12 protein-coding genes are annotated in these 13105 nt (G+C 49.5%); all 12 read left to right on the top strand.

Features of this window, described 5'->3' with window-relative positions; all coding sequences use genetic code 11:
- Positions 1-47 precede the first annotated feature (47 nt).
- The gene (gene rpmF / locus ACIFO6_RS09625) at positions 48-221 is read left to right on the top strand and encodes a 50S ribosomal protein L32 (protein ID WP_007429979.1); all 174 of its coding nucleotides are present in this window, start codon (positions 48-50) and stop codon (positions 219-221) included.
- A gap of 276 nt (positions 222-497) precedes the next feature.
- Complete coding sequence (gene fapR, locus ACIFO6_RS09620) at positions 498-1094, top strand: transcription factor FapR (RefSeq protein ID WP_025682284.1); 597 nt, start codon at positions 498-500, stop codon at positions 1092-1094.
- Positions 1078-2070: a phosphate acyltransferase PlsX gene (gene plsX, locus ACIFO6_RS09615; RefSeq protein ID WP_430040318.1), complete on the top strand. Its 993-nt coding sequence runs from the start codon at positions 1078-1080 to the stop codon at positions 2068-2070. Before fapR ends, plsX begins: the two co-directional genes overlap by 17 nt.
- Positions 2071-2078: 8 nt before the next feature.
- Entirely contained in the window at positions 2079-3068 is a 990-nt protein-coding gene (locus ACIFO6_RS09610) for a beta-ketoacyl-ACP synthase III (protein WP_430040316.1), read from the top strand.
- Between the two features lie 81 nt (positions 3069-3149).
- A complete protein-coding gene (gene fabD, locus ACIFO6_RS09605) occupies positions 3150-4091 on the top strand; it encodes an ACP S-malonyltransferase (RefSeq protein WP_430040314.1) in 942 nt (313 codons plus the stop codon).
- A 52-nt stretch (positions 4092-4143) separates the two neighbouring features.
- The gene (fabG, locus tag ACIFO6_RS09600) at positions 4144-4893 is read left to right on the top strand and encodes a 3-oxoacyl-[acyl-carrier-protein] reductase (protein ID WP_025682288.1); all 750 of its coding nucleotides are present in this window, start codon (positions 4144-4146) and stop codon (positions 4891-4893) included.
- 109 nt (positions 4894-5002) lie between these two features.
- Complete coding sequence (locus ACIFO6_RS09595) at positions 5003-5236, top strand: acyl carrier protein (protein ID WP_007429985.1); 234 nt, start codon at positions 5003-5005, stop codon at positions 5234-5236.
- Positions 5237-5461: 225 nt separating this feature from the next.
- The gene (fabF, locus tag ACIFO6_RS09590) at positions 5462-6700 is read left to right on the top strand and encodes a beta-ketoacyl-ACP synthase II (protein ID WP_430040312.1); all 1239 of its coding nucleotides are present in this window, start codon (positions 5462-5464) and stop codon (positions 6698-6700) included.
- Between the two features lie 12 nt (positions 6701-6712).
- Positions 6713-7411 (top strand): ribonuclease III, encoded by a 699-nt coding sequence (gene rnc / locus ACIFO6_RS09585; protein ID WP_430040310.1) that lies wholly within the window; start codon positions 6713-6715, stop codon positions 7409-7411.
- A 255-nt stretch (positions 7412-7666) separates the two neighbouring features.
- Entirely contained in the window at positions 7667-11236 is a 3570-nt protein-coding gene (gene smc, locus ACIFO6_RS09580) for a chromosome segregation protein SMC (protein ID WP_430040308.1), read from the top strand.
- A 38-nt stretch (positions 11237-11274) separates the two neighbouring features.
- A complete protein-coding gene (ftsY, locus tag ACIFO6_RS09575; RefSeq protein ID WP_430040306.1) occupies positions 11275-12291 on the top strand; it encodes a signal recognition particle-docking protein FtsY in 1017 nt (338 codons plus the stop codon).
- A gap of 129 nt (positions 12292-12420) precedes the next feature.
- A complete protein-coding gene (gene trhA, locus ACIFO6_RS09570; RefSeq protein ID WP_430040304.1) occupies positions 12421-13071 on the top strand; it encodes a PAQR family membrane homeostasis protein TrhA in 651 nt (216 codons plus the stop codon).
- Positions 13072-13105: the final 34 nt, after the last annotated feature.

Below are 13105 nucleotides of genomic sequence, written 5' to 3'. Positions count from 1 at the left end.
AAGTCACACCCGTTATACGGGGTGATCTGGTTAAGGAGGTGGGAATAATGGCAGTACCTCAACGGAGAACATCCAAAACTCGTCGCGACAAACGTCGTACTCACTTTAAACTGGCAGTACCAGGTATGGTGAAATGCTCCGAATGCGGCGAATTGAAACTTGCTCACCATGTGTGCAAAGTTTGCGGAACGTACAAAGCTAGAGAGATTATCTCTCAATAATGTCCGATAAGCGGATTCTTTGGAATTTTCGCAGGAAAAGTAGCGCTTCACTCTAGTGAGGCGCTACTTTTTTTGTCTTCGTACTTTCTTTTTGCGGCGGCATGCTATATACTGTTTTAGTACCAGGTTCTAAGAAAGAAGGGCCGAAGGGGTTCTTTATACATACAAGATGACAAATCGGCATAAAGCAATCGCCGCTAGCACGTGAAGTAACCCGAACCGTCGGTTGAGCGGTATTTTATTGCAGGGAAAGGAGGCGCCACAGATATCGAACGTTTGCCAAAGAGACAGAGACAGCAACGGCTGACTCAATTAATTGATGAGAATCCGTTCGTAACGGATCAGGAACTGACGAGACAACTTAAGGTGAGCATTCAGACGATTCGGCTGGATCGGATGGAATTGGGTATCCCGGAGCTGCGGGAGCGACTGAAGCTGATGGCTGAGCGTTCCTACGATCAGGTTCGCTCCCTGCCTTTACATGAAGTGATCGGGGATATCGTTGATCTCCAGTTGGACAGAAGCGGTATTTCCATTTTTGAAATTAAAGAAGAGCATATCTTTTCACGTACTGGCATTGCGCGGGGGCATTATGTGTTTGCCCAGGCCAATTCCTTGGCTGTTGCCGTGATTAATGATGAGATAGCGTTGACCGCTTCGGCGGATATCCGCTTTGTCCGCCCCGTTCATTTGGGAGAAAAGTGCATTGCCAAAGCATATGTACGTTCAAATCCCGAGCAAAAAGGGAAAGCCAAAGTGGAAGTGTTTGCTTACGTGGGAGAAGAAATGGTGTTCCAGGGGAACTTTGTCATTTATCGCTCCACAGAGGAAGAGTATAGCGAAGGAGGAAGTCAGCATGCGGATCGCCATTGATGCCATGGGGGGAGACAATGCCCCCATGGCGACAGTAGAGGGCGCGCTATCTGCGGCGGCGGAATGGAAGGATACAGACATTACGCTGGTTGGTGACCGGGAACGAATTGAATCGGTGCTGAACGGCAGAGTGCTGCCCGCGAATCTCAGCATTCGCCATACATCTGAAACGATAGATGCGCAGGACGAGCCTGTGAAGGCAGTACGACGTAAAAAGGATGCCTCGATGGTCGTAGCTGGCCGAATGGTCAAAGAAGGCGAAGCGGATGCCATGATATCGGCAGGTAATACAGGTGCGCTGATGACGACAGGGCTGCTGGTGGTCGGGAGAATGGAAGGCATCGAGCGTCCTGCTCTCGCACCGATGATTCCGACGATTGACGATCAGGGTGTGCTGGCGTTGGACTTGGGAGCTAATATGGACGCCAAGCCTGAACATCTTGCCCAATATGCCCTGATGGGTAGCTTGTACCGCCAAAAGGTTCATGGTGTGGCTTCCCCCAGAGTGGGTTTGCTGAATGTTGGGACGGAAGCAGGGAAGGGCAATGAATTGACGAAACTGGCTTTCCCTCTGATTGAGCAGTTGCCTGTTAATTTTGTAGGTAATGTAGAGTCCAGAGACGTACTGACCGGAAATTGCGATGTGCTGGTGTGTGACGGATTCGCCGGAAACATCATGCTGAAATCGCTGGAAGGTACGGCGGGTGCGATATTTTCTCTCTTAAAGGAGCAGTTTAGTAAATCTTTAAAGACCAAGCTGGCAGCGGCCCTGATTATGCGTGAGCTTCGCGGTTTGAAAGATAAGCTGGACTACAAAGAGCATGGCGGCGCTCCATTACTGGGGCTGAGCGGACTCGTCTTGAAGGGTCACGGTTCATCTGACGGCATTGCCGTCAAAAACGCGGTAAGACAGGCCCGTACGGCCTTGCAAAACCAGTTGGTGGAAAGTATATCCAAGGAAATCAGCAGGAAGTGAGTGACGATATGAATAATTTGCGGCCGGTTGGTGTTATCGGAACAGGGAAATACGTACCTGAGAAAATATTAACGAACAAAGATTTGGAAGCAATTGTGGAAACAAGTGACGAATGGATTGTCAGTCGTACAGGAATTCAGGAGCGCCACATTGCGGCTCCAGAGCAGGCCACATCCGATCTGGCTTATGAAGCAGCGATTAAGGCATTGGCATCCGCAGGTATGACCGCACAGGATTTGGATCTGATCATTGTGGCTACGGTTACGCCGGACATGGCGTTTCCTTCGACTGCCTGCATTCTTCAGGACAAGCTCGGAGCCAAAGGCGCAGCGGCTTTTGATTTGTCTGCGGCATGCTCAGGGTTTGTATATGGGCTGGCAACTGCGACGAGCTTTATTAAGACGGGCATTTATAATAATGCGTTAATCATTGGGGCAGACTGTCTTTCCCGGATCACGGATTATACAGACCGCAATACTTGTGTTCTTTTCGGAGACGGTGCAGGGGCGGTAGTAATTGGTGAAGTACCTGAGGGTAGAGGATTCCAATCCTTTGATCTCGGTGCCGAAGGAGCAGGAGGCGGATTGCTTAAGCTGGAAGCTGGCGGTTCACGTTTGCCTGCGAGTGCGGATACCGTAGAAAACAAGCAACACTATATTTACATGAACGGACGCGAAGTGTTCAAGTTCGCGGTACGTGTTATGGGGACAGCAACCGTCGATGTGCTGGCAAAAGCAGGGCTTTCCAAGGATGATATTGATGTGTTTGTTCCGCATCAAGCCAATATTCGTATTATTCAATCGGCGATGCAGCGTTTGGATCTACCGGAAGAAAAGGTTGTCATAAATGTTCATAAATATGCGAATACATCAGCTGCATCCATTCCTCTTGCGCTTGTAGAAGCAGCCGAGGAAGGCCGTATGAAGGAAGGCGACCGAGTATTAATGGTGGGCTTCGGTGGTGGTTTGACTTGGGGCGCGTCGGTTCTTGTCTGGTAAGAAAGCGGCGGGTTTGATACAATATTGAATTTGTCTGGTACTTTACAGGACAAGCATTGGATACAGAGAGGTGCATACACGATGGGCAAAACGGCATTTATATTTCCCGGTCAGGGTTCACAAGCTGTAGGTATGGCTAAAGATGCTTATGAAGCGGTTCCAGCAGCTAGAGAAGTGTTCCGCCAAGCGGACGAACGGTTGGGTTTCGCGCTAAGCTCACTGATTTTTGAAGGTCCAGATACAGCCTTGAAGCAAACATCCAATACGCAGCCTGCGCTGTTGACGGCGAGCATTGCATTGTATGAAGCGTTCAAGGAAAAGGGCATTCGCCCTGATTACGTGGCTGGACACAGTCTTGGAGAATACAGCGCGCTCGTTGCTTCCGGCGTACTTGCATTTGAAGATGCAGTTGAGATCGTTCGTACTCGTGGCGAGTTCATGGAGCAAGCCATTCCTTCTGGACAAGGCGGGATGGCTGCTGTACTGGGAGCCGACCGTGAAGCGTTGGCTACACTATGCCGTGATATTACGGAATCCGGTCAACTGGTCGAATTGGCGAACATCAACTGCCCGGGGCAGATTGTCGTATCCGGTGCGAAGGAGGGCGTAGCCGCTGTCGCTGAACGCGTGAAGGAAGCGGGTGGCAAGCGTGCTATTACTTTGGAGGTCAGTGGTCCTTTTCATTCTTCGCTAATGAAGGAAGCAGCGATTAAGTTGTCCGGCAAGCTGGAAGACGTAGCTTTTTCCAAAGCTCAGGTTCCGGTTGTAGCCAATGTCACAGCGAAACCTGTGTGTGAGGGTGGAGAAATTCGCCAGCTACTGGTCGAGCAGGTCTATTCCCCAGTATTGTGGGAAGACAGTGTAGCATGGCTGTTGGAGCAGGGAGTTGACACTTTTGTCGAGTTTGGACCGGGCAGTGTTTTGACAGGACTGGTTAAAAAGATCGACAAAACGGTTAAGCTGTATAATATAAGCAGCCTGGAATCGCTTGTTTCGGTAACGGAAGCCTTGGAGGCCCGTTAAAAGTAGCAATTATCGCCTTAACGGTTATATACTTGCAAGGGGAGGCTGGATGATGTCTAAGCCATTAAGTGGAAAAACGGCGCTCGTTACAGGGGCGTCACGGGGGATCGGCCGCAGTATCGCATTGGCGTTGGCTGAAGCAGGCGCTAATGTAGCGGTAAACTACGCTGGTAGTGAAGCGGCTGCGGCAGAGGTTGCGGAGCAAATTCGTGCCAAAGGCGTGGAAGCTATTACGGTTCAGGCTAATGTCGGTCGCGCCGATGAGGCAGATCGGTTAATCAAGGATGTGATCGGCGCTTGGGGCCAGATCGATATTCTGGTGAATAATGCCGGAATAACAAGAGATAATTTAATCATGCGTATGAAGGAAGAGGAGTTCGATCAGGTGATCGAGACGAATCTGAAAGGTGTGTTTAATTGTCTCAAGGCTGCGACGCGTCCGATGATGAAGCAGCGGTCCGGTCGGATTATCAATATTTCTTCCGTTGTCGGCGTACTCGGCAACGCAGGACAAGCCAACTATGTGGCTGCCAAAGCAGGAGTGATTGGTCTTACCAAATCGTCCGCGAGGGAGCTTGCTTCGAGAGGTATTACAGTCAACTGCGTAGCCCCGGGATTCATTGATACCGAAATGACACAGGTGCTTGCTGATGATTTGCGTGATAATATGCTCAGCGGTATTCCGCTGGCCCGTCTCGGACGGCCTGAGGAAATTGCGGATGTGGTGCTATTTTTGGCCTCTGATGCTTCCTCATACATGACGGGCCAGACTTTGCATGTGGATGGCGGCATGTACATGTAGCTACATGTTGCTAATCCGCATGCCCCGAAGAAGAGTAGTGATTGAAAACTCTCTTCTATGGCATTTTAATTGTAATTTTCGTATAATACCTAAGGAGGAGGTGAGCCGGATGTCCGACGTATTGGAGCGTGTAAAACGCATTGTCGTTGACCGTTTGGGAGCCGACGAAGCCGAAGTTACACTTGAAGCATCTTTCAAAGATGATTTAGGCGCTGATTCTCTCGATGTAGTTGAATTGGTTATGGAATTGGAAGATGAGTTTGATATGGAAATCTCTGATGAAGATGCAGAGAAAATTACAACCGTAGGTGAAGTTGTAAAGTACATACAATCTCATACCTAATTCAAGTCAACAAGAGTCCCGTTCTGTTACAGGCGGGACTTTCTCCTAATTATACAGATTGAACTAAAGACGGAATTGCCGCGTGTTCTTGAGCTTGGCTCGGCATGACTTAGTCAAGGCTGGAGTATGTGGCATTACTAACTTTAGTTGATTCTATATTATTTTTGCACACAAGAGCGTACGGTCTTGAAATACAATATGCAGTAGACATAGAGGTGATTATCTTTGAAACAACGTGTTGTCATAACAGGAATGGGTGTAATCACTTCGCTGGGACAGGATTTGAACACACTGTGGGATAATCTGATGGCTGGAAAATCTGGCGTCAGTGAAATCGAAGCTTTCGATACCAGTGAATATACAACGAAAATTGCCGCTTCTATTAAGGATTTTAATCCTGAGGATTATATGGAGCGCAAGGATGCCCGAAAAATGGATCGTTTTGTACAATTCGCCGTTGCCGCCAGTAAATTGGCACTCAAGGATAGCGGACTCGTAATCGGAGAGAACGCCGATGCCGAGCGTGTTGGTGTATCCGTTGGCTCCGGTATTGGCGGATTGGGTACCTGGGAGGATCAGCACAATGCGCTGATTGAAAAAGGACCTAAACGCGTAAGTCCTTTCTTTATCCCGATGATGATTGCTAATATGGGTTCGGGTCAAGTATCGATTTCGCTCGGCGCTAAAGGACCTAATACATCACCGGTTACGGCTTGTGCAACGGGTAGTCATGCGATCGGCGATTCGTTCCGCATGATTCAGCGTGGTGATGCTGACGCTATGATTTGCGGCGGAGCCGAGGCAACGATTCGTCCGATTGGAATGGCTGGCTTTTGTTCGATGCGGGCGATGTCCACTCGTAATGATGAGCCTGAGAAGGCAAGTCGTCCTTTTGATACAGAGAGAGACGGATTTGTTATGGGTGAAGGCTCCGGTGTTCTGATTTTGGAATCGTTGGAGCACGCATTGAAGCGTGGCGCACGTATTTACGGCGAAGTGATCGGCTACGGTCTGTCCGGCGATGCACATCATATGACAGAGCCAGATCCGGATGGTGCAGCACGCTGTATTAAAATGGCGATCCGCGACGCAGGGTTGAATCCTGAAGATATTGATTATATCAATGCGCATGGTACATCCACGCCAGTCGGTGACAAATCGGAAACAGAAGCGGTTAAGAAAACGCTCGGAGACCACGCCTATAAAGTCGCAATTAGCTCAACCAAGTCAATGACTGGACACTTGTTGGGTGCAGCTGGCGGTGTTGAAGCCGTGATTTGCGGATTGGCTCTCCAGCATCAGACCATTCCGCCGACGATTAATCTGGATAATCAGGACCCGGCTTGCGATCTGGATTATGTACCTAACGAGCCGAGAAAAGCGAAACTGAATGTAGTGATGTCCAATTCCTTCGGTTTTGGTGGTCACAATGCTACGGTTATTCTAAAAAAATATGAAGCGTAAGGGGTCAGTTCGTTGAGTGGAGACTTGAAGCAATTACAGCATAAACTTCATATTCAATTCAACAACCGGCAGCTTCTGAAGCAGGCCTTTACGCACGCTTCCTACGTAAATGAACATCGGTTCAGTCAGCATGCAGACAATGAGCGGCTTGAGTTTTTAGGCGACGCAGTTCTGGAGCTGACCGTATCCGAGCAATTGTACAATCAGTACCCTAACCGGCCAGAAGGTGAGCTGACCAAGCTGCGTGCAGCCATTGTCTGTGAGCCTTCTCTGGTGAAATTTGCTGTCGGACTTGAGTTCGGGCAATATGTACTGCTTGGCAAAGGTGAAGAGCTGACAGGCGGACGTACTCGTCCGGCTTTGTTGGCCGATGTATTCGAAGCGTTCGTAGGCGCGCTTTATTTGGATCAGGGTCTGGATGCCGTCCGGTCGTTTCTGGAACGTTATATTTTTCCTCAAATTGTATTAAACGGTAAGCTACAGATGAGTGATTTCAAAACAGAGCTTCAGGAACTGACGCAGCATCATAACATGGGGATGCTTGAATACAAGATCGTGGAGGAGCGCGGACCTGCCCATGAGCGCGAGTTTGTAGCTGAGGTATATATGGACAGCGAACGGCTGGGTACAGGTACAGGACGCTCCAAAAAGGAAGCTGAGCAGCAGGCGGCGGCAGTAGCCTTAAACCGTTTGAAGCTGGCAGAATCGTAATCGGTACCTGAGCGGCCCGGACGGGTTACACGAGCAGGGGACACAAAGTAAGAGCAAAGGGCAGTCCGCGGGGAGTCCCGGCCCGCAAAGGCGAATGGACTGCGTTTTGCTCTTTTTTCGTGGCTTTGCTGCTGTAGCATTGTATGTCTTGCCACGCTTTATCCGCGGTAGTCTTGTGCTACAATAGGGATAATTCTTGTTAACCAAGTATACGTGTTGTACAAGCATATTTAAATGTTAGAGGTGAGATTGAGTATGTTTTTAAAGCGCATTGAGCTGGCGGGCTTCAAATCGTTTGCAGATAAAACGGAGATGGAATTTGTCCGCGGCATTACAGCGGTCGTCGGACCTAACGGAAGCGGAAAGAGTAATATATCCGACGGTATTCGCTGGGTGCTGGGTGAACAGAGCGCCAAATCACTGCGCGGCGGTAAAATGGAGGACATTATTTTTGCGGGTAGTGATGCTCGTAAGGCTGTTAATTACGGCGAAGTGTCGCTTACGCTGGATAATGAGGATCAGGCGTTGCCTCTTGATTTTGGAGAAGTCACGGTCACGCGGCGTGTGCATCGCAGTGGGGATAGTGAATATTTCATTAACCGACAATCATGCAGACTCCGTGATATTACCGAGCTGTTTATGGATACAGGAATTGGTAAAGAAGCTTATTCCATTATCGGACAGGGGCGCATTGAAGAGATTTTGAGTACCCGTTCCGAGGACCGCCGGGGGATTTTTGAGGAAGCGTCCGGTATCGTGAAATATAAATCACGTAAAAAAGATGCAGTTCGTAAGTTGGATGACACGGAGCAAAATTTGCTTCGAATTCATGATTTGGTCAGTGAGCTGGAGGATCAGATCGGACCGCTCAAGGAGCAGTCGGAAAAGGCGATCCACTTTAAGGAGCTGCGGGGTGAACTGAAATCGAAAGAAATTTCGATGTATGTCCATCAGATTGAGCAGATTCATACCTCGTGGAGCGATGCGACTTCCAAGCTGGCTTTGTTGCAGCAGGAGCAGCTACAGCTGTCTACGGTGGTGTCCCGTCATGATGCGATGCTGGAGAGCGATCGTAACGAGCTGCGTCAGCTGGAGGAGCAAGTGGAACGGCTGCAAAGGGATCTGTTGCAATACAGTGAAGCTACGGAAAAGAGCGAAGGCTACGGCGAACTGTTAAAAGAGCGCACACGCAATCTGGAGGCAAACCGGGAGCAACTCATATTATCGCTCAGCACGAGCGAATCACGTCATTCCGAGCGCAAAAGTGAGCTGGATCTACTTAACGAAAAACTGTCTGCATTGACTGTCGAGCTTGACGAGCTACGTGAACGGCTATCCGACGAAGAGGCGAAGCTGATTGGTGTCACAGGTGGAATCAGCCAGGAGCAGGAGGAAAACCTAAAGGGCGGACTGCTGGAGCTGATGAATCAGATGGCACAGGCCCGTAACGAAATCCGTTATACCGACCAGCAGAAGGAAGCGTTGGAACGGCGGGTGACTCGTGTAAGTGATGAATCCGGCAAATGGGAAGCTCAGAAAGCTGAACTGGAACAGCGTAAAAAGGGTTTGGAAACGGCTGTTCAGAAGCTTGGTCAGGAAATCAGCAGTCTACGCAGCGGATATATTCAGGGAAGCGAAAAATACCAAGCGCTACAAAAGCTGCTGGAAGAAAGCCAGGGTACTGTCCGCAAATGGGAACAAAAACGCGAGGCCCAAATTTCACGCCGAGATACGATGAAGGAAATGCAGGATGACTTCGACGGCTTTATGCTGGGCGTTAAAGAAGTGCTGAAGGCGGCACGCAAAGAAACCCTGCATGGCGTGCATGGAGCTGTAGCAGAGCTGATCCGGGTACCTGAGCATTTAGAGCAGGCGATGGAAACGGCTTTGGGCGCTTCGATGCAGCATATCGTGATGGAAAATGAATCGGTGTCCAGACAGGCGATCAGTTTTTTGAAGCAGCGTCAGTTGGGCAGAGCGACGTTTTTGCCTATGGATGTAATCCGTCCGCGTCAAATTGGGGCGGGTGAACGCCAAATCGTGGAAGGCGCCGAGGGTTTTGTCGGAATCGGTGCGGATCTTGTTCAGTATGATGAACGGTATGCTGGCATTGTAGGCAGCCTTCTGGGAAATGTGGTTATTGCCCGTACGCTGGAAGATGCGAACCGTATTGCGGCTCGTTGTCAATATAGATATCGCGTCGTGACGCTGGAAGGTGATGTCGTCAATGCAGGTGGTTCCATGACAGGTGGTAGCCAATTCAAGAAAAATGCCAATTTGCTTGGACGTAAACGTCAGCTGGATCAGCTTGATCAGGATATTATCGATACAGAGCAACAAATTGCAAGGCTGCGTCAGAGCGCAGTAGATGCAAAACGTCAGTTGGAAGAGACACAGACCCGTTTGGACGAGCTGCGTCAGGGCGGCGATGTGAAGCGCGGCGAAGAGCAGCAGGCAGCAATGGAACTCAAACAACTGGAGCATGAGCTTCGTCATGTTCTGGAGCAGGTGGCTGCATCTGGTCAGGAGAAGAAGGGTTTTGATCAGGAGATCAAGGAACTGGAAGCTTCCCGTGAAGAGGCGTTGCTGAAATTAGCTGCGCTGGAGGAAGAAGAGAAGAAAACCCACCAGGCTATCCATGCCGCTGAATTTGCCCGTAAGGCCAACGAATCTGCGAAAGAACAGCTACAGGGAGAACTTACGAATCTCAAGGTAAGAGAAGGAAAGCTGGATCAGGAGCGTTTTTCACTGGAAGAACAGCTGCGTAGATTACGGGGGGATTATGATACCCTTGGCAAGGATTCGCGACAGAACAAGACCTTGCTTGCTTCCATCGAAGCTGATCTGCTGACCAATGAGCAGGAAAGCGTGAAGCAGATTGAAAATCTCAATCAGTATCGGCTTAAAAAGGAAGAGGCTTCGCAGCAATTGGAATTTAAGCGTGCTGCACGCAGCAGCTTGTCCAAAAAGCTGGAAGTGGCCGAAAACGAGACGAAAGAGCAGCGCGTTCAGCTCAAGTCGGTCGAAGAACAGCTTCGCCAGACAGAAATTGGAGTGAATCGGCTTGATGTAGAGCTGGAGAACGTGCTGAAAAAATTAAGTGATGACTATGAACTCAGCTATGAGCTGGCCAAGCAGCGTTATCCGATACCAGAAGATATAGAAGGTACGCAGGCCGAGGTGCAAAGGCTCAAACGAGGTATTTCTGCATTGGGCGAAGTAAACCTGGGTGCCATTGAGGAATACCAGCGTGTGCATGAGCGTTATACGTTTCTCGATGAGCAGAAGTCTGATCTGGTCGAGGCCAAGACAACGCTCTATCAGGTTATTCGAGAAATGGATGATGAAATGTCCAAACGCTTCAAAGCCACTTTCGATGCCATCCGGCGCGAATTTGGTACGGTGTTCTCCAAGCTGTTCGGAGGCGGACGTGCCGATCTGGTGCTCATTGACCCAGAACGCATGTTAGAGACGGGAATTGACATCGTAGCCCAGCCGCCAGGCAAAAAACTGCAAAACTTGCAGCTACTGTCAGGAGGCGAGCGGGCGTTAACGGCGATGGCGCTATTGTTTGCCATTTTACATGTCAAGCCTGTCCCATTCTGTGTGCTGGATGAAGTAGAGGCCGCACTGGACGAAGCCAACGTGGTGCGTTTTGCCCAATATTTGCGGGAATTCTCCGCGCAGACACAATTCATTGTAGTTACACATCGCAAGGGAACGATGGAAGAAGCCGATGTGTTGTATGGGGTTACGATGGAAGAAGGCGGGGTTTCCAAGCTCGTATCCGTCAAGCTGGACAATGATGAAGCTGAGATTGCCTGACATAAAATAACATATTTTCAGATCAACGGAGGGAACCTATGAGTTTCTTTAGGAAATTAAAGGAAAGCATTGCAAGCAAAACCGAATCCGTCACCAAACAGTTCAAGGACGGTTTAGAAAAAACACGCAAAGGTTTTGTTGAAAAAGTATCGGATCTGATGATTCGCCGCAAGAAGATTGATGAGGAGTTTTATGAGGAGCTTGAAGAAATTCTGATCGGTGCCGATGTTGGTGTCAACACCGTTATGAACCTCATTGAAGACCTGCGAGGAGAAGTGAAGAAACGCAAAATCGAGGACGCATCCGAGCTACAGCCTGTATTATCGGAAAAGCTGTCTGAGTTGCTGCGGGGCAATGACAACAGTCAGCTTCAAATGAGCCCTGACGGGATTACAGTCATTCTGTTCGTCGGTGTCAATGGTGTTGGCAAAACAACAACCATTGGCAAGCTGGCGCACCGTTTTAAACAAGAGGGTAAAAAAGTATTGCTGGCCGCCGGGGATACGTTCCGTGCGGGTGCGATTGAACAACTGGAGGTATGGGGCGAAAGGGCTGGTGTAGAGGTCATCAAACAGCAATCCGGTTCCGATCCAGCCGCGGTTATGTTTGATGCGGTACAGGCTGCCAAGCAGCGTCAGGTAGATGTGCTACTGTGTGATACCGCAGGACGTCTCCAGAATAAAAGCAATCTGATGGAGGAGCTGAATAAAATTTTCCGTGTGATCCAGCGCGAAATTCCAGACGCCCCTCATGAAGTATTGCTGGTACTTGATGCCACAACCGGACAAAACGCACTTAATCAAGCCAAAATGTTTGGGGAGAAAAGTGGCGTAACCGGGCTGGTGCTGACGAAGCTGGATGGTACAGCGAAGGGTGGTATTGTCGTGGCGATCCGCCAAGAGCTGAATTTGCCGGTGAAACTGGTAGGCTTGGGTGAAAAGGTGAATGATCTCCAGCCATTTGACTCCGAGCAATTCGTTCACGCGTTGTTCGCTGGTTTGATTCAGGAAGAAGGCGTTGATGAAAACGCTCCGGGTGAGGAAGAACAGGCTTAATCAGGTTTGTTGTAGGGTCCGGTTGCTGCGTGAGATCACAGGGATGTATAATGAAAGAAAGGGTCTGTCGGCGCCGGATATGATTTTTAGAATATAAAAATATTTCACAGGAAGCCGGGTGAAGAACCAATGGCGAATACCTATACTTATTCCCGCCGGGAAGAAATAGCCAATGCCATCACACACGGAATTGGAGCCGTTTTAAGTGTCGCGGCACTTGTGCTGCTCATTGTTTTTGCAAGCTTGAAAGGGACCACTTGGCATGTCGTCAGTTTCACGATTTACGGAATCACGATGTTGCTGTTGTACACCAATTCCACGTTGCTTCATAGTCTGCGCGAAGGAAAATTGAAGGATTTGTTCGAGATATTCGATCATTCTTGCATTTACCTGTTCATTGCAGGCAGCTACACTCCGTTTATGCTCGTTGCACTGCGCGGGACTTTAGGCTGGACGCTGTTTGGCGTTATTTGGGGAATCGCCCTGTTTGGTGTGCTGTTCAAGGCATTCTTCACCAAGCGCTTCCTGTTCATGTCTACCGTGTTCTACATTGTCATGGGCTGGCTTATCATCATTGCCTGGAACCCGCTGGTGGCAGCTGTTCCCGCCGGGGGCATGACGCTATTGTTCGTGGGCGGTCTAATGTACACATTGGGCACAATCTTCTATGTGTGGCGGGCGTTTCCGTATCATCATGCGATCTGGCATATGTTTGTTCTGGCAGGCAGCATACTTCATTTTCTGGCTGTTCTGTTGTACCTTACTCCGGTAAGAGTTTAAATCCTAGTAGACAAAAAGCCGATTCGTACTTCCG

The organism is Paenibacillus sp. NRS-1781 (assembly GCF_050467745.1).
GTDB classification, from domain to species: Bacteria; Bacillota; Bacilli; order Paenibacillales; family Paenibacillaceae; genus Paenibacillus; species Paenibacillus terrae_A.
Note: the sequence above shows the minus strand (reverse complement) of the source record. Positions and strands in the feature narration are given on the sequence as shown.

What these genes read in the sequence shown, in the direction of transcription:
- fabG (WP_025682288.1), top strand. Translation starts at nt 4,144, where the DNA reads ATGTCTAAGCCATTAAGTGGAAAAACGGCGCTCGTTACAGGGGCGTCA.
- fabD (WP_430040314.1), top strand. Translation starts at nt 3,150, where the DNA reads ATGGGCAAAACGGCATTTATATTTCCCGGTCAGGGTTCACAAGCTGTA.
- plsX (WP_430040318.1), top strand. Translation starts at nt 1,078, where the DNA reads ATGCGGATCGCCATTGATGCCATGGGGGGAGACAATGCCCCCATGGCG.
- ACIFO6_RS09595 (WP_007429985.1), top strand. Translation starts at nt 5,003, where the DNA reads ATGTCCGACGTATTGGAGCGTGTAAAACGCATTGTCGTTGACCGTTTG.
- smc (WP_430040308.1), top strand. Translation starts at nt 7,667, where the DNA reads ATGTTTTTAAAGCGCATTGAGCTGGCGGGCTTCAAATCGTTTGCAGAT.
- ftsY (WP_430040306.1), top strand. Translation starts at nt 11,275, where the DNA reads ATGAGTTTCTTTAGGAAATTAAAGGAAAGCATTGCAAGCAAAACCGAA.
- ACIFO6_RS09610 (WP_430040316.1), top strand. Translation starts at nt 2,079, where the DNA reads ATGAATAATTTGCGGCCGGTTGGTGTTATCGGAACAGGGAAATACGTA.
- trhA (WP_430040304.1), top strand. Translation starts at nt 12,421, where the DNA reads ATGGCGAATACCTATACTTATTCCCGCCGGGAAGAAATAGCCAATGCC.
- rpmF (WP_007429979.1), top strand. Translation starts at nt 48, where the DNA reads ATGGCAGTACCTCAACGGAGAACATCCAAAACTCGTCGCGACAAACGT.